19 protein-coding genes and 1 tRNA gene are annotated in these 22,264 nt (G+C 64.6%); 11 read left to right on the top strand and 9 right to left on the bottom strand.

Features of this window, described 5'->3' with window-relative positions:
• Positions 1–270: 270 nt before the first annotated feature.
• A complete protein-coding gene (locus tag NGK70_RS09525; protein ID WP_251973004.1) occupies positions 271–963 on the top strand; it encodes a GNAT family N-acetyltransferase in 693 nt (230 codons plus the stop codon).
• On the opposite strand, the gene NGK70_RS09530 is transcribed toward NGK70_RS09525, so the two are convergent.
• On the bottom strand, positions 929–2,482 hold the full coding sequence (locus tag NGK70_RS09530) for a DEAD/DEAH box helicase (protein WP_251973005.1): 1,554 nt from the start codon (positions 2,480–2,482) through the stop codon (positions 929–931). The two genes, NGK70_RS09525 and NGK70_RS09530, sit on opposite strands and share 35 nt — an antisense overlap.
• Positions 2,483–3,014: 532 nt before the next feature.
• On the opposite strand from NGK70_RS09530, the gene NGK70_RS09535 reads away from it, so the two are divergent.
• Both NGK70_RS09535 and NGK70_RS09540 read left to right on the top strand, forming a co-directional pair.
• A complete protein-coding gene (locus NGK70_RS09535) occupies positions 3,015–4,241 on the top strand; it encodes an IS110 family RNA-guided transposase (RefSeq protein ID WP_251969229.1) in 1,227 nt (408 codons plus the stop codon).
• Positions 4,242–4,964: 723 nt separating this feature from the next.
• Positions 4,965–6,170, top strand: coding sequence for an ammonium transporter (locus tag NGK70_RS09540; protein WP_251973006.1), 1,206 nt, complete (start codon positions 4,965–4,967; stop codon positions 6,168–6,170).
• A 91-nt stretch (positions 6,171–6,261) separates the two neighbouring features.
• Here the strand turns inward: NGK70_RS09540 and NGK70_RS09545 are convergent, their stop codons facing one another.
• The gene (locus NGK70_RS09545; RefSeq protein WP_251973007.1) at positions 6,262–7,062 is read right to left on the bottom strand and encodes a SapC family protein; all 801 of its coding nucleotides are present in this window, start codon (positions 7,060–7,062) and stop codon (positions 6,262–6,264) included.
• The gene (locus tag NGK70_RS09550; RefSeq protein ID WP_251973008.1) at positions 7,059–8,363 is read right to left on the bottom strand and encodes a hemolysin family protein; all 1,305 of its coding nucleotides are present in this window, start codon (positions 8,361–8,363) and stop codon (positions 7,059–7,061) included. Before NGK70_RS09550 ends, NGK70_RS09545 begins: the two co-directional genes overlap by 4 nt.
• A 65-nt stretch (positions 8,364–8,428) precedes the next feature.
• On the opposite strand from NGK70_RS09550, the gene NGK70_RS09555 reads away from it, so the two are divergent.
• The 8 genes from NGK70_RS09555 to NGK70_RS09590 all read left to right on the top strand — a co-directional run bounded on the left by NGK70_RS09555 (position 8,429) and on the right by NGK70_RS09590 (position 16,515).
• Positions 8,429–9,250: a symmetrical bis(5'-nucleosyl)-tetraphosphatase gene (locus NGK70_RS09555; RefSeq protein ID WP_251973009.1), complete on the top strand. Its 822-nt coding sequence runs from the start codon at positions 8,429–8,431 to the stop codon at positions 9,248–9,250.
• An 87-nt stretch (positions 9,251–9,337) separates the two neighbouring features.
• Positions 9,338–9,427, top strand: a tRNA-Ser gene (locus NGK70_RS09560).
• A gap of 636 nt (positions 9,428–10,063) precedes the next feature.
• Entirely contained in the window at positions 10,064–10,945 is an 882-nt protein-coding gene (locus tag NGK70_RS09565) for an EpsD family peptidyl-prolyl cis-trans isomerase (protein ID WP_251973010.1), read from the top strand.
• Between the two features lie 82 nt (positions 10,946–11,027).
• On the top strand, positions 11,028–11,870 hold the full coding sequence (gene epsE / locus NGK70_RS09570; RefSeq protein WP_251973011.1) for a polysaccharide export protein EpsE: 843 nt from the start codon (positions 11,028–11,030) through the stop codon (positions 11,868–11,870).
• A 15-nt stretch (positions 11,871–11,885) separates the two neighbouring features.
• Positions 11,886–13,307 (top strand): chain length determinant protein EpsF, encoded by a 1,422-nt coding sequence (gene epsF / locus NGK70_RS09575; protein WP_251973012.1) that lies wholly within the window; start codon positions 11,886–11,888, stop codon positions 13,305–13,307.
• A gap of 47 nt (positions 13,308–13,354) precedes the next feature.
• Positions 13,355–14,284, top strand: a complete 930-nt coding sequence (locus tag NGK70_RS09580) for a polysaccharide biosynthesis tyrosine autokinase (RefSeq protein ID WP_251973013.1) — start codon at positions 13,355–13,357, stop codon at positions 14,282–14,284.
• 128 nt (positions 14,285–14,412) lie between these two features.
• The gene (locus NGK70_RS09585; protein WP_251973014.1) at positions 14,413–15,441 is read left to right on the top strand and encodes an acyltransferase family protein; all 1,029 of its coding nucleotides are present in this window, start codon (positions 14,413–14,415) and stop codon (positions 15,439–15,441) included.
• A gap of 15 nt (positions 15,442–15,456) precedes the next feature.
• Positions 15,457–16,515: an acyltransferase family protein gene (locus NGK70_RS09590; RefSeq protein ID WP_251973015.1), complete on the top strand. Its 1,059-nt coding sequence runs from the start codon at positions 15,457–15,459 to the stop codon at positions 16,513–16,515.
• Between the two features lie 155 nt (positions 16,516–16,670).
• Here NGK70_RS09590 and NGK70_RS09595 read toward each other — a convergent pair whose 3' ends face one another.
• From NGK70_RS09595 to NGK70_RS09620, 6 genes are all read right to left on the bottom strand, one after another.
• Positions 16,671–17,927 carry a lipopolysaccharide biosynthesis protein gene (locus NGK70_RS09595; RefSeq protein ID WP_251973016.1) on the bottom strand — a complete coding sequence of 419 codons (1,257 nt, stop codon included), beginning with the start codon at positions 17,925–17,927 and terminating at the stop codon, positions 16,671–16,673.
• Between the two features lie 84 nt (positions 17,928–18,011).
• A complete protein-coding gene (locus NGK70_RS09600; RefSeq protein ID WP_251973017.1) occupies positions 18,012–18,914 on the bottom strand; it encodes a glycosyltransferase in 903 nt (300 codons plus the stop codon).
• Complete coding sequence (locus NGK70_RS09605; RefSeq protein ID WP_251973018.1) at positions 18,911–19,561, bottom strand: CatB-related O-acetyltransferase; 651 nt, start codon at positions 19,559–19,561, stop codon at positions 18,911–18,913. Before NGK70_RS09605 ends, NGK70_RS09600 begins: the two co-directional genes overlap by 4 nt.
• Before the next feature lie 65 nt (positions 19,562–19,626).
• Complete coding sequence (locus NGK70_RS09610; RefSeq protein WP_251973019.1) at positions 19,627–20,394, bottom strand: glycosyltransferase family 2 protein; 768 nt, start codon at positions 20,392–20,394, stop codon at positions 19,627–19,629.
• Positions 20,394–21,155: a WecB/TagA/CpsF family glycosyltransferase gene (locus NGK70_RS09615; RefSeq protein WP_251973020.1), complete on the bottom strand. Its 762-nt coding sequence runs from the start codon at positions 21,153–21,155 to the stop codon at positions 20,394–20,396. Before NGK70_RS09615 ends, NGK70_RS09610 begins: the two co-directional genes overlap by 1 nt.
• An 85-nt stretch (positions 21,156–21,240) precedes the next feature.
• Positions 21,241–22,248, bottom strand: coding sequence for a glycoside hydrolase family 5 protein (locus tag NGK70_RS09620; RefSeq protein WP_251973021.1), 1,008 nt, complete (start codon positions 22,246–22,248; stop codon positions 21,241–21,243).
• Positions 22,249–22,264 lie beyond the last annotated feature (16 nt).

The following is a 22,264-nucleotide window of genomic DNA, read 5'->3' on the forward strand; positions in this document are numbered from 1 at the left end:
TCGGCGTGGGCCGGGCCGTCGGTCATGACCTCGGTCAACTTGGCGTAAAGCGCAGACGCTGGGCCAAAAGCGAATCCGGGTGGATCGAGGCGAGGCCGTCGTTCCTGTCGTTGCGCAAGGGAGACGGCGTCGACTGAGAACGAAGCCATGTGCAGTTTGGGGTAAACGTTTGCTGGCGTTACATGTGGTGACGTGTCATGCTAGCAAGCTACAAAATGTGATCAATTTCTCAAATTCACACGCCTACGCCGCCCCGGAGACAGTTCCGCCATGGTCCCGATGCCCGAAGTCAGTGACACCCTTCCTCCCGCTCCCGGAGAGCCCGTGCGGTTGCGGCCGGCGCGCATCCGGGACTGGTCCCGGATGCTGTCGCTGGCGCAGCGCCACCTGCCCGAGTTGGACGAGGCGACGCTGGGGCGCTGGCTGCGCGATGAGCGCCACAGCCTCGTTGTGGCCATCACCTCCCAGGGCTTGGTCGGCCTGGCGCGGCTGGCGGTGCTGCCGGCTCGGCAGGTCAGCCAGCTGGAGTGCCTGCTGGTCCATGACGCTGCGCGTGGCCAGGGCGTGGGCACGGCGCTGCTGAACTACTGCGACGAGGTGGCCTGCGCCTGTGGTGCTCCGCGGATGGAGGCCCATGTCCCGGCCAACGACCCGGTGCTGCGGGCCTTCTGTGCCCATCACGGCTTCATCGAGGCGCGCAGGCCGGCTGCGGCCGGTGGCGCGGTGTCGGTGGGGCACCTGGGCGTGAGCCGAAGGGTGCCTGCCCGCCTGGGGCCGATGTGGGATCTGCGCCGCCTGCACGCCCCGCGCGTGCCGCCGGCGGCGCTGGAGCGTGCCGCGACACGCATGCTGTTCGACGCCTGGCTAGGCCGCAGTCTGCGGCAGCGGCCCGATGCCTCCCCGGCAGCGGGCCAGCCCTGGCGCCTGTTCAGCCCTGTCGCGAGCGGGTCGGCGGGCGCGTGAGCGCACCGCCGGCCGGACGTGCCGGGCGCTGCTGACCCCCTGCCGAATCGCGGCCGCCGTGGCCCGATGCAGCGTGGGCCGGCCGCCCGGCAGAGCCCGGCTTGGCGCCGGCCGGCGAACCGGCCGGGCGTCCAGTTGGTGCCTGGCCTGCTGGTGCACGGGCGCCCGACGGCGCTGCCGCGCGCGGGCGATCCCCCTGGCCCTGCCCACCTGGGCGACCCTGGCCCCCTGACGAACGGCCCGGCCCCGAGCCGCCACGGCCTGCGCCCGGGTGGTGGCTGCCACCGCCGCCGCCGTCGCGCCGGCCGCCACGCGGGCTGGGCGAACCATTGAGCGTGCGCCGGCCCAGCTGGATCGGCTCGGGCTTCTCGCTCGGGTCCGGCTCGTAGCCGCGCACCACCTCGCGCGGGATGCTGCGCTTGATCAGCTTCTCGATGTCGGCCAGGAAGCCTTCCTCGTCCACGCACACCAGCGACAGCGCCTCGCCCTGCGCGCCGGCCCGGCCGGTGCGGCCGATTCGGTGCACGTAGTCCTCCGGCACGTTGGGCAGCTCGAAGTTGATCACGTGCGGCAACTGGTCGATATCGATGCCGCGCGCCGCGATGTCGGTGGCCACCAGCACGGCCAGGTCACCGGTCTTGAACTCGGCCAGCGCCTTGGTGCGCGCGCCCTGGCTCTTGTTGCCGTGGATCGCCATCGCGGTGATGCCGGCCTTGTTCAGGTACTCGCACAGGCGGTTGGCCCCGTGCTTCATGCGCGTGAACACCAGCACCTGGTGCCAGTCCTGGCTCTGGATCAGGTGCGCCAGCAGCTCCTTCTTGCGCTCGCGGCCCACCGGGATCACCTTCTGCGCGATCGTCTCGGCGGTGGTGTTGCGCCGCGCGACCTCGATCACCTGCGGCTTGTTCAGCAGCCGGTCGGCCAGGGTCTTGATCTCGTCGCTGAAGGTGGCCGAGAACAGCAGGCTCTGCTTCTTCGCCGGCACGATGGCCAGCACCTTCTTGATGTCGTGGATGAAGCCCATGTCCAGCATGCGGTCGGCCTCGTCGAGCACGAACACCTCCACATGGCTCAGGTCCAGCGTGCCTTGCTGGTGGTGGTCCAACAACCGGCCGGGTGTGGCCACCAGGATGTCCACGCCGCGGCGCAGCTTGTCGATCTGCGGGCCCATGCCCACGCCGCCGAACATCACCATGCTGGCGAGCTTCAGGTACTTGCCGTAGGTGCGCACGCTCTCTTCCACCTGCGCGGCGAGCTCACGGGTGGGCGTCAGGATCAGGGCCCGGATGGGCAGGCGGCCGCGCGCATCGCGCTGCGCCGGCGTGGCACTCAGGCGGTGCAGCATCGGCAGGGTGAAACCGGCCGTCTTGCCGGTGCCGGTCTGTGCGCCGGCCAGTAGGTCGCCACCGGCCAGCACGGCGGGGATCGCCTGCTGCTGGATGGGCGTGGGAATCTCGTAGCCTTCCTCGTGCACGGCACGAAGAATCGGCTGGGCCAGGCCCAGGTCATCAAAAGTCATGGATGGGGTGTTTCCCGCAGCGTGCGGGACGTCTTCAGCTCGCAGCCACTCATTGCGAGGGCGCCAGTCGGAACAGCTGAAGCGGTAGCGAAGGGGGTCGGATTGACTGCGCCACCCGGACTGGTGCGGTCAGCGCGGGCGGATTGTAGCGGCCCGCTCCCGCCATGCCGTCGTGGCGACCGAGGTACCCCTTCCACAGGCGGCAGATTGCCGGATTCGGCGCCTGATCTAACTGTCATGGCCCGGGCGGGTCACCCTGGATGATGGAAGACACTGAGGGTGTGCGGGCCTGAGCGGGTAGAGGTCGGTCAATATTTTGATGGCACTCGACCGCGATCGCTAACTTGACCCGCTGCCGACCACTCGTACCCAGGATTGCCTGCGGGCGCTGCTGAGTTCCTTGCGGAGCCCGGGCGCCCGACAGCCCACATTAAAGAGAGCCGCCAGGCTTTGTCCCGGCAGGCCGTTGGTCGGCGGCACCTGCGCGGGCCCGCACGCTTGTGATTGTTGTTCAAGCTGCAGGAGCCCGGCAATGGATCTGACCCCGATGCACAAACGCGTGATCGCGCTGGACGTACACCAGGCCAAGATCACCGCCTGTGCGGTGGTCGAGCATGACGATGGCCGAGTGGAGGTCACCAAGCGCGACTTCGGAGCCTTCAGACGCGACCGCCGTGCCTTGGCGCAATGGTCGCTGGAGATTCGGCCCGAGGTGGTGGTGATGGAGAGCACGGGGGTGTACTGGAAGAGCCCGTTTGCGGCGCTGGAGGCGGTGGGCATCATCGCGTGGGTGGTCAACGCGCGCCATGTCAAAGCTGTGCCCGGGCGCAAGACCGACATGGCCGATGCGCAGTGGCTGGCCACGCTGGCGCGTGCGGGCCTGTTGCGCGCCTCGTTCATTCCACCGGTGGACTTGCGCCAGCTTCGTCTGGTGGCGCGTCAGCGGCAGAAGCTCGTGGGCATGTGCAGCGCCGAGAAGAACCGGCTGCACAAGGTGCTGGTAGATGCGGGCATGCGCATCAACGTGGTGGTCAGCGACATCCACGGTGCCAGTGCACGCGCCATGGTCAAGGCGCTCATTGCGGGCCAAGCCATGTACGAGGTGCTGGATCAAAAGGGGCGCCTTCGGGCCAGCCGGGACGAGTTGTTCGAGGCCCTGAGCACCGAGCAGTTCAGCGCCGCGCACCGCTTCGTGGCCCAGGAGATCATGCAGCACATCGAGCACATCGAGACCCGCATCGCCCGCATGGACCAATACCTGCTGGACGGACTGCGCGCCTGGCAGCCGCAGCTCAAGCTGCTGCAGACCTTGCCGGGTATCGACATCCAGGGCGCGGCGATGCTGCTGGTGGAGATCGGCGCGGACATGGACGTCTTCGGCAGTGCCGAGCGGCTGGCCAGCTGGGTGGGCATCTGCCCGGGCAACAACGAGAGCGCGGGCAAGCGCAAGACCGGGCGCATCCGCAAGGGCAACGCCTGGGTCAGAAGGCTGCTGTGCGAGTTCGCCCAGGCTGCAGCGCGTACCCGCTGCGCGCTCAAGGCCAAGTTCGACGCGCTGGCCATTCGCAAGGGACACAAGAAGTCCATCGTGGCGCTGGCCCACAAGATGCTGCGTACCGTCTACGCCATGTTGGCCAACGGCACCCACTACCAAGACAAGGAGGTCGACTACGAGGCCCTGAACGTCCAGCGCAACGCCCCGCGCTGGCTCAAAATGCTGCGCAAGCACGGCTTCATCGCCACCCCCACCGCCACCTGAGACTCGCTTGCCTGCTGACCTTGCGGCCCCGACCAGCCTCAGGTCAGGCAGCCACACGTCCGCGCTTGGGTGTCTTCCACATTAAGGCTCTATGGTCTTATGGGGTCATCTTATGGGGTCAGGTCTTGCTTTTTGCTAACAAACGCCAAGTCGCTGCGTCTCAGGCGGTGTCCAGCAAACAGCGGGGCAGGCAGGTGCTATTGCTTCCGAAGAATGACAAAAGACAAGACCTGACCCCATTTATGCATTGCTTCCGAAGAATGACAAAAGACAAGACCTGACCCCATTTATGCATTGCTTCCGAAGAATGACAAAAGACAAGACCTGACCCCATTTATGCATTTTTTTGCTGATGAATACTGGATCTCTGTGCCTCAGGCGGTGTACAGCACACAGAGGGGGCAGGCAGGTGGTTTGGATTCCAGGAGTTAGACAAAAGACAAGACCTGACCCCATTGACATTGGTGCCATTGACAATCAGGACTGCACCTCAACCGTGCAGAGCCACGCCGATGCACCGATCCGGGAGGTTGATCGCGCACCGATATGAGGCTCAACGAGGGTTTTTCCCGCTGTCGGTGCCTCCTGCTCATTGGTGGGGCGCTTGTGCACCACTTGTGGAATGAAGTTTGCTAACACGGTGCGCGCTGCCCGAACCTGGTGTTTCCGCAGCCTTGATCCGCCGCTTCGCCCCACAACCTCCCAGGCCTGCTGCTTCCACCCATGGACTCCTCCTTCCAGCACGGCGCCAATGCGCTGTTCATCCTGCTTGGCGCCATCATGGTGTTGGCCATGCATGCCGGATTCGCCTTCCTCGAGCTCGGCACGGTGCGCAAGAAGAACCAGGTCAATGCCCTGGTCAAGATCTTGGTGGACTTCGCCGTCTCCACCATCGCCTATTTCTTCGTCGGCTACGCGGTGGCCTATGGCACCAGCTTCTTCACCGGCGCCGAGACGCTGGCGGCCAAGAATGGCTACGAGCTGGTCAAGTTCTTCTTCCTGCTGACCTTCGCGGCGGCGATTCCCGCCATCGTCTCCGGGGGCATTGCCGAGCGCGCCCGCTTCGGCCCGCAGCTGCTGGCCACGGCGGTGATCGTTGGTCTCGTCTACCCGTTGTCCGAGGGCGTGGCGTGGAACCAGCGCTTCGGCCTGCAGGCCTGGCTGAAGTCGGCCTTTGGCGCTGAGTTCCATGACTTTGCCGGCAGCGTCGTCGTGCACGCCGTGGGCGGCTGGATCGCCCTGGCGGCCGTCCTGCTGCTCGGCGCGCGCGCCGGCCGCTACCGCAAGGACGGCCTGATGAGCGCGCACCCGCCGTCCAGCATCCCCTTCCTCGCGCTGGGTGCCTGGATCCTGGCGGTGGGCTGGTTCGGCTTCAACGTCATGAGCGCACAGACGCTGGACAAGATCTCCGGCCTCGTCGCCGTCAACTCGCTGATGGCCATGGTCGGCGGCACCCTGGTGGCCGCGCTGATGGGCCGCAATGACCCCGGCTTCGCCTACAACGGCCCGCTCGCCGGCCTGGTGGCGGTCTGTGCGGGGTCGGACCTGATGCACCCGGCGGGCGCCCTGGTGACCGGCGGTGCAGCCGGTGCGATCTTCGTCAGCCTGTTCACCCTGACGCAAAACCGCTGGAAGATCGACGACGTGCTCGGGGTCTGGCCCCTGCACGGCCTGTGCGGTGCCTGGGGTGGCATCGCCTGCGGCATTTTCGGCCAGCAGGCGCTGGGTGGCCTCGGCGGCGTCAGCTTCGCCAGCCAGCTCATCGGCACCGCGCTGGCCGTCGGCTGGGCCCTGGCGGGGGGCTTCCTGGTCTATGGCGGCATCAAGGCCTTCGTTGGCCTGCGCCTGAGCCAGGAAGAGGAGTACGAGGGCGCCGACCTCTCCATCCACAAGATCGGCGCCACGCCCGACCGGGAAGTGAGCTGGTGAGGGGGCCCTCCCAAACGGGCCGATGAGCCCACCACCCGCTGGGCTGCCGAAACACCTGTGGGGTGGATGCCCGGCAGGTGTCCAAGGTGGCTCAACTGCGGCGGGCCAACCGCGCGGCCAGGCTCTCCACCTGCCCCATCGACACCAGGTGCGCATGGATCAGCCCCAGCGCGCCGCTGCGGTGCAGGTCCAGCACGGTGGCGTCGGGCAGATCGCGCAGCTTGGCCTCGTCGACCATGAAGAAGCCCTGGGCCTGCACGGGCGTGCCGTCAGCCAGCTTGCCGTTGATCTCGCCGCCGCGCAGCAGGTCGAGCTCGACCAGGCGGCTGGCGAAGCGGCGGGTGCGGGCCGCTTCGTCCTCGAAGGCGTCGAGGAACTTCAGCAGCTCGGTGAGGAAGGGGCTGGGCTCGCCCTGGCCGTCCATCAGCGGCTGGCCCTCGCGGTCGTTGAAGCCGGGCCAGGCGCTGTCGACGGCGAGGCTGAAGCGCTCCCCGTCGGTGCGCACGTAGGCGAAGGGGTAGCGGCGCAGGAACGCGGGCAGGAAGCGCGCATCCCAGCGGCCGCTGGGCGTCACGGTGAGGTTCTCGCGCTCGCGCAGGCCCAGCAGCACCACCGGCGAGACCTCCGGCTTGCCGTCGGCCTGGGTGCCCACAGGGACGAAGGCGATCGGGAACTCGCGTGCCGCGGCGGCAAACTCGGAGCCGGTGACGAAGACGGCGTTCATCTCGGCCGCAATGCGCCAGTCCTGCACCGGCTGCACGCGCTTGCCGGCGTGGGCCTTGCGGTCCACCAGCACGACGTCGCGGTAGAGCGCAGAAGCCGCGGCAGGGCCGGCCGTGGCCTGGGGCGGGGTCGGCGATGGGGTCGTGTCAGCAGGGGATGGGTTGGTCAATCGTCTTCTCCTTGAGGGGTGATGCGGCTGGCCAGCAGCTTGTCCACGCGCTTGCCGTCGAGGTCGACCACCTCGAAGCGCCAGCCGTCCCACTCGACCGCGTCGGCGGTCTGTGGCAGCCGGCCCAGCAGCAGCATGGTCATGCCGGCCAGGGTGTTGTAGCGGCCGCGATCCTCGTCGGGCAGCTGCTTGAGGCCGAGGCGGTCCTTCAGTTCGGGCACGGGAATCAGGCCGTCGATCAGCCAGGAGCCGTCCTCGCGCTGCACCGCCCAGGCGTCCTCGGCCTGCGGCGGGGTGAACTCGCCGGTGATGGCCTCCAGCACGTCGCGCAGGGTGATGACGCCCTGCACCACGCCGTACTCGTCGACCACGAACACCATCTGCACCACCGAGGCGCGGAAGTGCTCCAGCAGCTCCATGCCAGAGAGCGTTTCGGGCACGAACACGGCGGGCTGCATGGCATCCACCAGCACCAGTTCGCGGCTGGCGGCCAGCTGCATCAGCAGCTGCTGGGCGGTGATGACGCCCAGCACGTCGTCCAGCCCGCCACGGCAGACCGGGTAGCGCGAGTGGCCGTGCTCGGTCAGCACGGCGAGGATCGCGTCGCGCGGGGCGGCGACGTCCAGCCAGGCGATGTCGCCGCGCGGGATCATCATCGAGCCGATCTGGCGGTCGTCGAGCCGGAACACGTTGCGCACCATCAGGTGCTCGTGCGCCTCGATGACGCCGGCGTCCAGGCCCTCTTCCAGGCTGGCGGCGATCTCCTCCTCGGTCACGCCGCGGCTGCCGCTGTCACGCAGGCCGAGCAGGCGCAGCGTGGCCTGGGTGCTGCCCGACAGCATGCGCACGAAGGGGCTGGCGACCACCGACAGCCAGGTCATCGGCCTTGCCACCAGCCGGGCCACCGCCTCCGGGTGCATCTGGCCCACGCGCTTGGGCACCAGCTCGCCGAAGATGATGGTCAGGAAGGTGATCGCCACCACCACCATGGCGGTGGCGCCGATGTCGGCTGCGCGCTCGGGCATCAGCACGAAGCTGGCCTTCAGCCAGGCAGCCAGCGGCGCGGAGAACGCGGCCTCGCCGACGATGCCGTTGAGCACGCCGATGGAGGTGATGCCGATCTGCACCGTCGAGAGGAACTGGGTCGGGTTGTCATGCAGCGTCATCGCTGCCACGGCGCCAACGTCGCCACTCTCGGCCAGGACCTGCAACCGGGCCTTGCGGCTGGCGGTGAGCGCCATTTCCGACATCGCGAAGGCGCCATTGAGCAGGATGAGGAAGATCAGAAGGGCAACGTCCATGGCAGGCACGGAGCAGGATCCGCACCAGAGTCGAAGTGGGCGGGGAGCGTAGCAGAATCGCCGCCATGATCTACCTTATCGGAGACCTGCAGGGCTGTTGCGATGCCTTCGAGCGGCTGCTGGCGCACATCGCCTTCTCGCCCTCGCGTGACCGGCTGTACCTGCTGGGGGACTTGGTGAACCGCGGGCCCTGCTCGCTGCAGGTGCTGGAGCGCCTGGCGCAGTTCGGCGATGCCGCCACCTGTCTGCTCGGCAACCACGACCTGCACCTGCTGGCGGTGGCGCACGGCGTGCGCCGGGCCCACCGCAGCGACACGCTGGACGCCATCCTGGCCAGCCCGCGCCGCGCGCACTGGCTGCGCTGGCTGCGTGCACAGCGCCTGGCCGTGCAGGCCCACGGCTGGCTGATGGTGCACGCCGGCGTGGCGCCCCAGTGGGATGCCGAGCAGGCGTTGTCGCTGGCCGACGAACTGCACCGCCTGTTCGACAGCGACGACCTGCCCGCCTTCCTGCGCGTGATGTACGGCAACGAGCCGGCCCGCTGGAGCGGCGACCTGCAGGGCGCGGACCGCTGGCGCCTGGCCATCAACGTGTTCACGCGCATGCGCTTCTGCGCTGCCGACGGGACACTCGACTTCCAGGTCAAGGAAGGTGCCGATGCGGCCCCATCGCACCTGATGCCCTGGTTCGATGTGCCGGGCCGCCGCACCGCGGGCCAGCCGATCGCCTTCGGTCACTGGTCCACCCTCGGGCTGCTTGACCGCCCCGACCTGCTAGCGCTGGACACCGGCTGCGTCTGGGGCGGGCGCCTGACGGCCGCGCGCATCGACGGCGGCCGGCGCGAACTCGTCAGCGTGGCCTGCGAGCAGGCGCAGCGGCCAGGCTGACGGGAACGGGAACGGGGACCGGCGAGCGGCGAGCGGGGAATGGCGGAACGCGGCAAGCAGATCTGCCACAATCCGGGTCCTCCCAAAGGAAGCGTGGCCGAGCGGTTTAAGGCACTGGTCTTGAAAACCAGCGAAGGGGGAACCCTTCCGTGAGTTCGAATCTCACCGCTTCCGCCATCACCAAGGTCGATGTCCGGCTTTGGTCAATTCCGCCCACACCGCCGGTCTAGGCGTTCAGCCTACGGCCTTCAGGTTCGAGACGCGGTTGCACCCTTGTGCCTTGGCTCGGTACATGGCTGTGTCGGCCTGCTGTCGGGTTGCGCGTGCTGGCTCGCCGCGCAGACGTTATCGGCGGCGCAGGGGCCCAACGCGAGGGCATCTTCAGCCGCCTGTCAAGCGGGATCTCCCCCCGCGGCTTGGCAGTGGGAGCACGCGCCGTCTTGACGATCGCCTGCATCAGCCCTGGCCGCGCAGGATCAACGCGTGACCCACCGCAGCCGGCTCTGCCCAGGGCTTGCGAGTGGACTTGAGGCGGTCGGTACATGTGGTGACACCTTCCGTGCGAACTTAACGGCGCTTGTGCACAGGGGAGATTTCTCCCCTTCAAACCGGGGAGTGGGCGGGGAGGGGGCGCCGCTAAGATGACCTCGGTTTCCTTCGCTTTTCCCCGCATCTCTTACCTCCACCTCTGGCGCTTGGGGCGCGGGTCGCCCGCGTGTATACGGCCCAGGGAGCAAGCACACAACCACCATGTCAAGTTCGTCGACTACGTTGTCCTCTTCGATCCACTGTCTGAACCACCGGGGAGCGCGCTTGGCATTGACCGCTGCCGCGCTGGGCGTGACCGTAATGCTGGCCGCCTGTGGCGGTGGCGGCAAGGAAGGGGCCACGCAGGTGGCCGCCAAGGTCAACAAGGAAGAAGTCTCCGTCCACCAGATCAACTACGTGCTGCAGCGCCAACCCGGCATCAAGCCCGAGATGGTGCCCGCCGCCAGCAAGCGCATCCTCGAAGGCCTGATCGACCAGGAACTCGCCATCCAGCAGGCCGCGGAGATGAAGATCGACCGGGATCCCAAGGTCGTGTCCGCCATCGAGGCTGCTCGCCGTGACATCGTTGCCCGTGCGTACGCGGATCGTGTCGCTGAAAGCGCCACCAAGCCGACGCCCGATGACGTCAAGGCCTACTACGCCAGCAAGCCGGCCCTGTTTGCCCAGCGTCGCATCTATTCCTTCAGCGAGTTCGCCATCGAGGTGCCTGCCGACCAGAGCCAAGCCCTGGCCGGCAAGCTGCAAAGCGTCAAGAGCGCAGACGAGCTGTCCAATGCACTGCGCGCGGCCAATATCAAGTTCGCCAGCCGCAACGTCACTCAGGCGCCCGAGAACCTGTCCCTGGCCATGGTGGACAAGATCGCAGCCATGGGTGAAGGCCAGTCCTTCAGCGTGGCCGTGCCCGCCGGACTGACCGTGGTCTTCCTCACCGGGGCCAAGCCGGCGCCGGTGACCGAAGAAACGGCCCGCCCTGCCATCGAGCAGTTCCTGCTCAACGACCGCAAGCGCAAGCTGGTGGCCGACGAGGTCAAGCGCCTGCGTGACGCCGCCAAGATCGAATACAAGGGCCAGTTCGCTGCGCCTGCCGCTGCGGCCAGTGGTGTCGAGGCCCCCGTGGTGGCGCCCACGGGTGCTGCCAGCCAGTGAGGGTGGGTCAGCCCTTCGCGGGGCTGGCCTCTTTCCGTATGCCCGTGGTCTCGGCCCGGGCTGTCTCAAGGTGATGAATCGCATGCACAACCTTTCCCGTGTACTCCCGTGGCGTCGCAACTGGTGGCTTCTCGTCATCGCGTCGGTGCTGACCTTCTTCTTTGCAGGCCATTCTTCTGCCGAGACGGCAGACGCGCGGCGGGACTACGTGTTGGGTGCCGGCGATGTGGTGCGTATCAACGTTTATCAGAATCAGGACCTGACCCTGGAAACTCGGGTCAGCGAATCGGGCACCATCAGTTATCCCTTGCTGGGTACCGTTCAGCTCGGTGGCCTGTCCATTCCCGAAGCTGAAAAGGTGGTTGCCAACGGATTGCTGAAGGGAAACTTCCTGCGCCAGCCCCAGGTGAGCATCCTCCTGCTTCAGATCCGTGGTAGCCAGGTGAGTGTGTTGGGTGCGGTGAACCGGCCGGGCCGATTCCCCTTGGAAGTCGGTAGCGTGCGGGTCAGCGAAATGCTTGCCGTTGCAGGCGGCATCACCACCGGTGGCAGCGACGTCGTCATCCTCAACGGGGTGCGCAACGGCAAGCTGATCCGGCAGCAAATCAACATTGCCACGCTGTTCACGGACGGTTCAGGTGCGGATCCACTGGTCCAGAACGGCGACACGTTGTATGTGGACCGGATGCCGGTCGTCTATATCTATGGTGAGGTGCAACGGCCGGGGGTGATGAGATTGGAGCGGGGAATGACCGTGATCCAGGCCCTGGCCATTGGTGGTGGCACCACTCAACGCGGAACGATCAAGGGCCTCAAGGTCCACCGCCGGACCGGCGCGGGGAGTGCGGTCCTTGAACTGGAGCCAGCGATGACGGAAGAGCTCAAGGATGGCGACGTGATCTACGTGCGCGAGAGCCTGTTCTGAACAAGGGGTCGAGTGATGAATCTCTCGCAGTTCATGTCCATTCTCCGGGCTCGGTGGCTTTCCGCGCTGATCGTGCTCGTCGTGACGGTCGGCACGACCATCGGCATCAGTCTGATGCTGCCCAAGAACTACAGTGCAGAAGCGACGGTTGTGGTAGATGTGCGGTCACCCGACCCGATCGCCGGCATCGTGATGGGGGCCATGGCTGCGCCGTCCTACATGGCCACGCAGGTCGACATCATCCAGAGCGATCTGGTGGCTCAGCGCGTGGTTCGGGAACTGCGGCTCAATGAGAACCCGGAAGCGCGGGCGAAATGGATCGAAGATACCGAAGGCCGGGGTGACTACATCGCCTGGCTCGCGGATGCCGTTCAGAAACGGCTGGAGGTCAGGCCCTCTCGCGAGGGAAACGTCATCACGGTGGTCTACACCAATCCTGATCCGCGGGCTGCCGCGAGTATTGCGAACGCCTTCGTGCAGGCATACCTGGCTGTCAGCGTCGGCCTGAAGTCCTCGCCGGCCAAGCAATACACCGAGTTCTTCGATGCCCGCGCAAAAGACCTGCGGGAGGCGCTGGAAAAGGCCCAGGCCAAGCTCTCCGTCTTTCAGAAGGACCATGGTCTGCTGGCCACGGACGAGCGGGTGGACGTCGAGACCCAGCGACTGAATGAACTCAATTCACAGCTGGTGGCGCTTCAGGCCATCTCGGCTGAATCCAACAGCAGAAACAGCCAAGCCAAGATTGCCGGGGACCAACTGCAGGATGTGCTGAACAACCCGCTCGTTTCCAGCTTGAAGGCTGACGTCTCTCGGCTGGAGGCCAAGATGAAGGAGCTCAGCGCGCGCCTGGGTGAGGCCCACCCGCAAGTGCTGGAACTGCGGGCCAACATCCAGGAGCTCAATTCACGGGTCGAGGCCGAAACCCGCCGTGTCACGGGGGGTGTTGGCGTGACCAGCAACATCAACCGCCTGCGGGAGGCCGAGGTCAAGGCCTCCCTGGAAGCGCAGCGCGCCAAGGTCATGAAGATGCGCGAGCAACGTGACACGGCGAATGTGCTCTTGCGGGAAGTCGAGACGGCGCAGCGTACCTACGACTCCGTCGTGCAGCGCCAGAACCAGACCAACCTCGAAAGCCAGAGCACCCTGACCAACATCTCGGTGCTGTCGCCTGCAACGGTGCCGGCCTTTGCGTCGTCGCCGAGGGTCACGCTGAACACCTTGGTGAGCATCTTTGCCGGCAGCGTGCTGGCCCTGGCGTTCGTCTTCCTTCGTGAATTGCTGGATCGGCGTGTGCGCACCGCGGTGGACGTGACCGCCTTGCTGGACCTGCCGGTCCTGGGCACCCTGCCCAAGCCATCGACCAGCCTGATTGGCGGGCGCTCTGCGCTCGTCCTGCCGGGTCAGGTGTTGGGGCGCCTGCCTCGCCCGCAGTCGTGATCAGCGATGGATATCGCTTTGTGCAAGTATCTTTCCAGGAGCGCTGAATGAGCTTGGGCGCACGCCAGCAGATCGGGTCGAAATCGTCTGGGCCGACATTGGTTCACAGCAGCGACGATGTCCACTCCACCTTTTCCGATGACCGAAGCATCGGGGACATCATCCGGACGACCAAGAATCTGACGGATGAGCAGATCGAGGCCATCGTTGCCCACCAGAAGGAACACGGTGTGCGCTTTGGTGAGGCCGCCGTGGCGCTGGGGCTGGCCAGCGACTCGGACGTGATCTTCGCGCTGAGCCAGCAGTTTCACTATCCCTATGCGCCGGAGCATGTCCGCGAGTTCCGCCAGGAACTGGTGGTTGCGTCTCAGCCCTTCGGTCGCCAAGCGGAGGCGTTCCGCGCCATTCGCAGCCAGTTGATGATTCGCGCCTTCAGCCCGGCCGAACCCAAACGAGCCTTGGCCGTGGTCAGCGCAGACCACGGCGATGGCAAGACGTTTTTCGTCGCCAATCTCGGGATCGCGCTGGCCCAAATGGGCGGGCGGACCCTGGTTGTGGATGCCGATTTTCGCCGGCCGCGGCTTCACCAGGTGTTCGATGTCCCGAACACCAGTGGGCTGAGCGGCATCCTGAGCGGTCGCCAGGAAGACAACGTCATCTACCAGGCCCCCGATATCGCCGGTCTCTATGTGATGCCGGTGGGTGTCACGCCGCCGAATCCGCTGGAACTGCTGGAGCGGCCAGCCTTCCGCCTGCTGATCGGCGAACTCATGCGCAAGTTCGATCACGTGGTGGTGGACACCCCTGCCGCTGTGGCCGGCAGCGATGCCATCGTGATCGCAGCCAAATGCGGTTCAGCGTTGATCGTCGCCAGCAAGGACAAAACGAAGACGAAAAATCTGCAGGAGGTCGTGGCCGCCGTGGGGACGTCAACTGCGCGGATCGCGGGTGTCATCCTGAACGAGAAGTCTTCTTGATGGCGAGTCGGTGTTTCCTCTTTAAACCAATCCCTGCTTGGTTGGTTTGATATCGAAACAAGAAGAGCCGGTTTTCCGGCTCTTCTTGTTTGGAAATTGATTTGTTCGAGTCTGTTTGGTAGTGATAAATGAAAAAAAATGATTCTCTGACAGGATGGCGGGGATTTGCGATTCTCTCAGTTCTTGTTGGGCATTTTCTGCCGGGACTCGGTCTGGAATCTGAGGGGGGCGGTTCCGTCAATGCTGGTCGTCTCGGGGTGGAACTGTTCTTCGCATTGTCTGGTTATTTAATTGGTGGGATACTATTTAAGGAAAACTTGCCACTTGATCGGTTTGCGGTTAGGCGTCTATCAAGAATTCTCCCGTCACTCTTGCTATTCCTGTTGACGGTCGGGGTTTACTACGCCTACAAAGGCTGGCTGTCGTTCGAACACCTGTTGTTTGTGGGTGTGGCTGCAAACTGGTACCCAACAGCGCTTGATATGGGTTTGCCGAGGCCTGTCGGCCACTTGTGGTCTGTTTACTTGGAGTTGCAGGGTTATCTGGTGTTGGCGGGGTTGGCTGCAATTGTGCGCTTTTGGCGGGGACAGGCATTAGTCGTTCTGTCCATGGCAATTGCTGTTTCTGTTGCCTGGGTCTTGCTGAACGTAAAATTCGAAGCTGATCCATTTTCTCTTAATTATCAAAAAATATTCTTTAGACCTGATGGTCGGTTGGTGGCGATGCTGTCTGGAGCTCTTTTCGGTGTCTTGTCGCTAGATAAGTTTCATATCCTGACTCGTGCTCCTGTCTTTCCAGTGGTCTTCTGTGTAAGCATCGGTCTTCAGTTTGGTCTGTTCCCGGATGCGATTAAATATACGCTTGGATCCCTGTTTATGGGGTTGAGTGTGGCGTTGCTTGCAATATCCTGTAATAATTTATTGTTGCGTTGGTTTTCGTTGCCTATTTTTGTGTTCTTGGGTGAAACGTCTTATTCAATATATATATGGCAGCAGTTGGTTTATGTGAACAAGGGTTTTTTGGGTACATTGGCTTCAGCCGCTGCTGCGGTTGCCATTGGTGGAGTGATGCATTATCTTTATGACGCGAGGGCGGCAAAATTTATTGGATCCCGGTTGGGTCGCTGTGTCCGCCCTTGCGCAGCTTCTGCTGCATGAGTTTTGATGGTTGGCATGAAATCATTTGACCTCTCTCTGAATTTCAATGGGTATGCGGCGAGACGATTTTTTGGCTCATTGGATGGATTGCGCGCAATCAGCATCATTGCGGTAATTTGGCATCACACCGCTCCCACGGGGACCCCGTCGTTGTTGGCGCACTTGGGCGGTCACGGTGTGACGTTGTTTTTTTCCATCAGTGGATTTCTCATCACCACCCTGCTGCTGCGGGAGTGGCGCAAAGGCGGGGCCATTGACCTGAAGGCCTTTTACCTGCGACGCACACTCAGGATCTTTCCGCTTTATTACACGGTGATCCTGATCTACGTGGTGCTGGTGTATGCGCTGGAGCGGCACTCGGCGGCGGGGCAGGCCTTCTTCGTCAACCTGCCCTACTTCCTGAGTTATACGTCCAACTTGTTCGTTGCCCTGGATGGGCGGACGATCTTCTACTTCGCCTGGTCGCTGGCGGCCGAAGAACAGTTCTATCTGATCTGGCCGGCCGTGCTGCTCCTGTGCCGCGCGCCGGCTCGGGCCGCCTGGGTACTCGTGGCTGTGGCCATTCTGGCGACGGTCGGGCAGGTCATGGGCGCGTATTTTGCACACAAGGTGCCGGTCGCCATCGTCATCGGGTCGCTGTTGGCCATCTTGCTGGATCGTGAGGGCACGTTCCGCCTGGTGGCCGCTGTGCTGGGCGGGCGCTGGGCTGCGCCGGCCGCCCTCGTGTTGGTGGTGGCCTGCGCCTCATCGTCCAGCCTGCCGCCTGCGTGTTTGCACACGGCATTGGCGATGTTCGTCGGTGCCTGTGTCGTCAGGGAAGATCACCTGCTGTCCACGCTGCTGACGAATCGCTGGGCGCGGTACATCGGGGAAATCAGCTACGGCATGTATTTGCTGCACATGCTGTGCAAGAACCTGGCAGCCAAATCCCTGGGCGCCGTGGGCGTGGATCCCGACAGCGCGGCGTTGTTCGCTGCCACGGTGGTGTTGACCACGGTGCTGGCCAGGCTGAGCTTCAAGCACTACGAGTCGTATTTCCTGAAGCTGAAGGAACGCTACACCGTGGACCGCTGAACGGCTGATCCGCCGAGTTTCCCGCCCAGGCCTCGGATCGCTTGTGCGCTGTCGAGCGGCGCCAGTTGACTGGGCGGAGCGGCGGCTGGTTGCAGGTTGCCGGGCAGCTTGCAGGCCCGATTGCCGCGGGCGACCAACGTGGCCGGCGTGCAGTCCTACGCCGAACGCTGGCGTTTGATCAGCCGGCCCAGGTAGGCCAGGTCCGCTCGGGTGGGCCAGGGCGTTGGCAGCGGCTCGCCAAGAACCGTCGGGTACATGGCCCATGAGATGGCCAGTCGCAGGGCCGCGCCAGCGAGCATCAGGTACGACAAGGTCACGAACAGGTTTTCTCCCTGCACGAACGGGATTGCGCAAAGGACCGGCACCGCCGCGATGGCCTGGCGGAAGAACACGAGGCCCGGTCGGCCGGCGCCGACGAAGCGCTGAGCCAAGGTCCAGCTGGCCCCCCCGACGACGCACTCGAACAGCAGGACGCAGAAGGGCGTGACCACGGGTCGAAACGCCGTACCGAACAGCAGTGGAATGACCCACGGGCTCAGGAGTGCACCCAGCGCTGCCACCAGGAGCATGGGCACGAAGGTCAGCCGGAACACGAAGTTGACCTTCTCCGACAGGACCTGGGTGCTGCCGCCGGCGTAGCGGGAGAATAGTGCCGTCGACAACGCGTCCTGTATCGAACCGATCATCCGTGAAACGCTGAAGGCCAGGGCGTAGAAGCCGAAGTTGGCGAGTGAACTCGCCCCGAGCGCGATCAGTTTGTCGAAGTTGAGCACGAGCAACCCGACCAGCACGGTGCCGTGCTGCAGCAGGCCGTAGCGCACGAACTCGACCACACCCAGGGCCGCGCCGGAGGCTTCGGCGGACCAGATCCTCGCGCGTGCCATCCACACGATCGAGGCCACGTTCACGCCAGCATAGGCCAGGACTTGCACGCCCAGCAGCCAGGGCAGCTCGACATGCAGGCCCAGTGCCAGCACGGGCAGCAGTGCGAGGGCATAGCCGAGGTTGGGCAGCAGCCGGGCCGCGTTGTGGAAGACGAGGTCGCTCCTGAGCGGCGACACCGCGATGACGAATGTGTTCAGCGCCATCAGGGCCGACAGCAGGAGCGTCAGCCACGACAGGTTCTCCACGCCCCGCCCTGAACTCAGGTGCGTGCCAAGCAGCGCCAGGGCGGCGGCGGCCAACGTGACCAGGCTCGCGGCCGCGGGGAGCAGCACGGCCATCGGTCCTGCCCTGCGCGATTTCACGAAGTAGACGAAGGCGGAGCCGAGCCCGAGCTGCGCGGATCTGGCCGCCAGCGTGGCGATCAAGATCACGGCAGCGAGCAGGCCTCGGCCCTCCGGCCCGAGCAGCCTGGCCGTCAGCACGGAGGTGAAGAGTCCACACACGGTCACCCCGACCGTGCTGAGCACGGTGAGGCTGGATGAGCGCAGGAAGGAGGCCAAATCAAGTGCCCAGTGGATGGCACGCCGGTCTGTGCCGACTATCTGCAGCGCTCAGGTCGGGCCGAGCAGCATGCGGCGGAGCTTCTCGAAGCGCCTGCGCCAACGCGAATGACCGACGAGGTTGAAGAACACCACATGGGCTTTGAAGGCCTGCCGACTGACCACGAGGGGGAGGTTCGTCTCGACCAAGACCGCCTTGTCGGCTGCTTCGGCGGTGTAGACGCCTGAAGTGCCGCAGTGGATGCCGGACCCGTCGAACCCGATGTTTCGCACCAGGGAGCGGGGTGGAAACAGGCTCAGCCCCCCCCTGAGGAACACCTGCGCGTACCAGAAGATGAACCAGGTCTTGATGCGACCCTGCTGGTTGCCCACCAGCTGGTCCCAATAGCGATGAGCGCCGTTGTAGTTGAACCGCCAGCGCTGTAGCCGGGAGAACCGGTCCATCACGGCGATGTCGCGGGCAAAGTATCGCCATGCCCGATCCCAGGTTGCCCAGCCCCAGCACAAAGGGATGGTCTGGAAATAACAGGTGTCGTTGCCCGGCCAGGAAACCGGGTAGGTCGCACCCGATACGTGCATCACCCGGTCCGTGTGCTGGTAGGCTTCCAGCGCATCGTTCATGAACTGCAGGAAATGGGGCGAAGTGACCAGGTCGTCCTCCAGCACGATCACGCGGCCGTGACGGGCAACGACCTCGGATACCCCTTTGATGATGGATTCGGCCAGACCCCGGTTCTCCGACGAGCAGAGCAATTGCACCGACCGGAATCCTTCCACCGTGCGACAGACGTCCCGAACCTCTTCCACCAATGCCGCGTCGGCAGGCTTCTTCGGACCGTCTGAATAGATGTAAAGGTCACTGTTCTCGGCCTGGTGGTTGGCCTTCAGGGCTTCCAGGGTGGCTGCCGTGTGTTGCGGCCGGTTGTAGACAAACAGGACGATGGGTGCGGTCATGCGTTCAGTTGCTCCAACAACGCAGAGACGTCGGCGCTGCGAAACAGGGCCGCGTGGGTCTTGAGTGTTTCCAGTGGCAGGTCCCACCAGGCCGCGTTCAGGAGTCGCTGGACGACCTCTGGTGGGTGTCGAAACCGGATGACCCGAGCGGGGACGCCACCCACGATGGCATAGGCCGGCACGTCCTCTTTCACGACGGCGCCGGCGGCTACGATGGCGCCGTGTCCGATCTCCACGCCATCGAGCACCACGGCGCCCGCGCCGATCCAGACGTCATGGCCCACCCGCGTGCGTGGCACTTCGTCGAGGTGCGAACGGTCGCAGAACGAAATGCCCACCTGGCCCCGGTTTGAATAGAACAGCGGATGCGTGGATACCCATTGGGTCGGGTGCACGCCCAGCCCGCCGACCAAGGTCCGCGGGCCAATCGAGCAGAACGCCCCCACGTCGCAATGGCTGACCTTGGCATCCGATACGTAGGTGCAACGCCCCAGCGACGACCCCTTGACCGAGGCTCCTTCATAGAGGCGGCAATACGCACCCAGGCTGCTGGCCGCATCGATGTAGGTGTTTTTGTCAATGCGTATGCCGGGGAAGCGGCGCATGAGCACCTTGCGGTGCCAGTGATTCCAGAGTAGCCGGGTCATCGCTATGGCGTGGCGGAGTGTCTTGGGCACGTCCCGCGCGCGGGCGGTGCGTGAAGCCCTGATTCTCAGCGGCGCAGCGCTGTCGCGATGCCGGGGCTGTGCCGCTTCAGCCAAGTGTGGGCGTAATGCGCGGCATACAGCACAGCCGCTTTTGGGCGGTTCATGCCGAAGACGTCGATGCGGGTCCGGTAGTCTTCGCGCAGTGCAGCAAACCGCGCCTTTTCGTTGAGTCCCCCGAGCAGGAAGCGGCAAACCGCGAAGTCGAGTTTCACGATGCGCACGGGATCCTGAGCCGCCTGGATGTGCTCCCCGATGTACGCGTAGTCGGCCGTGATGGGACGGTCCGTGCGATAGCGCAGCGGTGAGGCGCGGAAGAACATCGCCTGATGTTGGGCAAACATGCCGAGTTGGTAGCCGTCATGGTGGCGGGCATGGCGCAAGGTGCCGTGGCCGTCAGCCGTTTCATCGACGGAGTCGCCGTACAGGAGTTGCGCACCGGGTTGGCTGCGGATCGCTTCGGAAACCAGCTCCAGCACCCGAGGGTTGAAAAACAGGTCGCCGCTGTTCATGAACACGAGGTACTGACCCCGTGCTTGGTCGCAACCTTTGTTCATGGCGTCGAAGATGCCAGCGTCCCGTTCCGACGACCAGACGCACTGTCCTGGTGGCAATTGGGCAAGCCAGTCGGGCGTGCCGTCCCTGGATCCGCCATCCACAACCAGCCACTCGAAGTCCTTGCACGACTGCTCCAGCACGGAAGCCGCCGTACGCTTCAAGTTCGCCAGATCGTTGTAGCAGACCGTGATCACCGAAAACAAGGGATTCGGCCGCATCACCGTTGGCCCTCCTGCAGATGCCCGGTGCCGGAGCGGCCCCTGGACCACAGTACGCGCCACACGAACAAGGGGTTGCCGAGGACATAGCGGCGCCACAGGCGCCCGGGTTCGAGCAGCAGGCGATATACCCACTCGATGCCCAAACCCCGCATCCATGTTGGCGCCCGTCCCACCCGCCCGCTCAGGAAATCGAACAGCGCCCCCACACAGAACACCGCTGCTCCGGTCTGGTCGAGCGTCGCTGCGAAGTGCTCCTGTTTGCCGTTGCCCAAGGCCACCAGCACGACGTCGGCTCCGGTTTCGGCGATCTCGCGCCGGATCTCGGGTTCTTGCTCGCTGTGGAAGTAGCCGTCCCGCAAACCCACCACCCGGTGTTCTGGCCAGCGTTGCCGGATGACCGCAGCAGCTTGGCTGACCACCTCGGCACTCGCGCCCAGCAGATAGATCTTCAGGGTTCGGTGCGCGCTGGTCAGGAAGTATGGGATGAAGTCCGTGCCGTTCAGGTTGTCGGGAAATGCACCGTACCCCAGCAGGCGAGAAGCCAGGTTGATCCCTGACCCGTCGTTGACGACCAGAAAGCGGCGCAGCGCCACGCGCAAGGGCGGAGAAGTTGCGGACACATTCAAGAGATTGGCATTCGCAAAGGCGACACGCACAGTCTCGCCGGTCGAGGTGCGATCAAGCAACTCCTGCACCAAGGCAGCAGACTGCCGCACAGCGATATCGACACCCAGGATGGTCCGGTTCGTGCGAATCATGGTTTTACGGGCCGTCAGAGGGCAGTGCCGATACCGGCGCAGGCCGGGCAGGTGCGTGCTTGCGCATGTTGATGCCGCTCGCTAGTCACTGCTGCAGGCTGCGAAGGTGCGACAAGACGGGCCTGTCCACGCCTGCAATGGGTTCCAGCGACAGCAGGTAGGTGGGCGACCACGGGCCACCAGCCCAGACGTAGGTGCTCACGCAATGGGCCTCGGTCTTGCTCATGAAGGCCGTGACGGTGTCGTTCCAGTCTGACGAGGCGGTGGGGACACCCCATTCACCGACCACGCCCAACTTCCGGTATTTCTTCAGCCACAGGATGAAGGGATTCAAGCGCTTGTCGACTGCCCACTTGGCGGCCTCATAGGGCGCCTGAGAGGTGTACTTGCCACTGCTGTCTGCGTCGAAATAGGTGTGCGCTTCGTAGACTTCCTTGCCGGCCGGGTCGTTGATGAAGGGTGCAGGATGCGATACGTTCCATTTCATGGCGTTGCTGTACGCATCCCCCGCCACAAAGACGTAGTGCATCATGTCCACGCCGCGGATCGCTGTCACCGCCGCCTGGGCGGTGGCTTCCCAGGTTCCCCCTGTGTTGTACGGTTCATTCATCAAGCCGTAGCCGAGGAGGGACGGATACGCTCTCAACTCCGTGGCCAAGCGGCGCCACACGTCCGCCAGTGCGGTCACAGGCACCCCTGACCCGATGAGCACGCCGTAGTAGCGGTCGTAGTTGTGCAGATCGATGACGACCGACAGGCCCGTCGACGCTGCATGGTTCATGATCTTCTTGATTTCGGCGAGGTAAACCGTCGCCAGAGGACCCAGGGCCTTCGGTTGCAGCCGCTCCCATTTGATGGACAGCCGGATGCTGTTGAACCCGGCTGCCTTGTAATACTGCATCTGGGCCAGCGTCGGAAACCTGTAGTCCACGTTCAGCTTGCCCGGCAGGGCGGAACCAAAACCCGGGCCAGCCAGGTTTACGCCGCGAACAAATGGCTCCTGGCAAGCGGCTTGGCTGCCGAGAGGAACGAGGGCTGCGCAAACGGCAGCCACTCGAATTCCATTTGAGAAAAGCTGAAAGAGTCTGGACATGTGGGGCCCTGTATGT

This window comes from Sphaerotilus microaerophilus, assembly GCF_023734135.1.
Classification (GTDB): domain Bacteria; phylum Pseudomonadota; class Gammaproteobacteria; order Burkholderiales; family Burkholderiaceae_C; genus Sphaerotilus; species Sphaerotilus microaerophilus.

What these genes read in the sequence shown, in the direction of transcription:
- NGK70_RS09525 (WP_251973004.1), top strand. Translation starts at nt 271, where the DNA reads ATGGTCCCGATGCCCGAAGTCAGTGACACCCTTCCTCCCGCTCCCGGA.
- NGK70_RS09530 (WP_251973005.1), bottom strand. Translation starts at nt 2,482, where the DNA reads ATGACTTTTGATGACCTGGGCCTGGCCCAGCCGATTCTTCGTGCCGTG.
- NGK70_RS09535 (WP_251969229.1), top strand. Translation starts at nt 3,015, where the DNA reads ATGGATCTGACCCCGATGCACAAACGCGTGATCGCGCTGGACGTACAC.
- NGK70_RS09540 (WP_251973006.1), top strand. Translation starts at nt 4,965, where the DNA reads ATGGACTCCTCCTTCCAGCACGGCGCCAATGCGCTGTTCATCCTGCTT.
- NGK70_RS09550 (WP_251973008.1), bottom strand. Translation starts at nt 8,363, where the DNA reads ATGGACGTTGCCCTTCTGATCTTCCTCATCCTGCTCAATGGCGCCTTC.
- NGK70_RS09555 (WP_251973009.1), top strand. Translation starts at nt 8,429, where the DNA reads ATGATCTACCTTATCGGAGACCTGCAGGGCTGTTGCGATGCCTTCGAG.
- epsE (WP_251973011.1), top strand. Translation starts at nt 11,028, where the DNA reads ATGCACAACCTTTCCCGTGTACTCCCGTGGCGTCGCAACTGGTGGCTT.
- epsF (WP_251973012.1), top strand. Translation starts at nt 11,886, where the DNA reads ATGAATCTCTCGCAGTTCATGTCCATTCTCCGGGCTCGGTGGCTTTCC.
- NGK70_RS09580 (WP_251973013.1), top strand. Translation starts at nt 13,355, where the DNA reads ATGAGCTTGGGCGCACGCCAGCAGATCGGGTCGAAATCGTCTGGGCCG.
- NGK70_RS09585 (WP_251973014.1), top strand. Translation starts at nt 14,413, where the DNA reads ATGAAAAAAAATGATTCTCTGACAGGATGGCGGGGATTTGCGATTCTC.
- NGK70_RS09590 (WP_251973015.1), top strand. Translation starts at nt 15,457, where the DNA reads ATGAAATCATTTGACCTCTCTCTGAATTTCAATGGGTATGCGGCGAGA.
- NGK70_RS09600 (WP_251973017.1), bottom strand. Translation starts at nt 18,914, where the DNA reads ATGACCGCACCCATCGTCCTGTTTGTCTACAACCGGCCGCAACACACG.
- NGK70_RS09605 (WP_251973018.1), bottom strand. Translation starts at nt 19,561, where the DNA reads ATGACCCGGCTACTCTGGAATCACTGGCACCGCAAGGTGCTCATGCGC.
- NGK70_RS09610 (WP_251973019.1), bottom strand. Translation starts at nt 20,394, where the DNA reads ATGCGGCCGAATCCCTTGTTTTCGGTGATCACGGTCTGCTACAACGAT.
- NGK70_RS09615 (WP_251973020.1), bottom strand. Translation starts at nt 21,155, where the DNA reads ATGATTCGCACGAACCGGACCATCCTGGGTGTCGATATCGCTGTGCGG.
- NGK70_RS09620 (WP_251973021.1), bottom strand. Translation starts at nt 22,248, where the DNA reads ATGTCCAGACTCTTTCAGCTTTTCTCAAATGGAATTCGAGTGGCTGCC.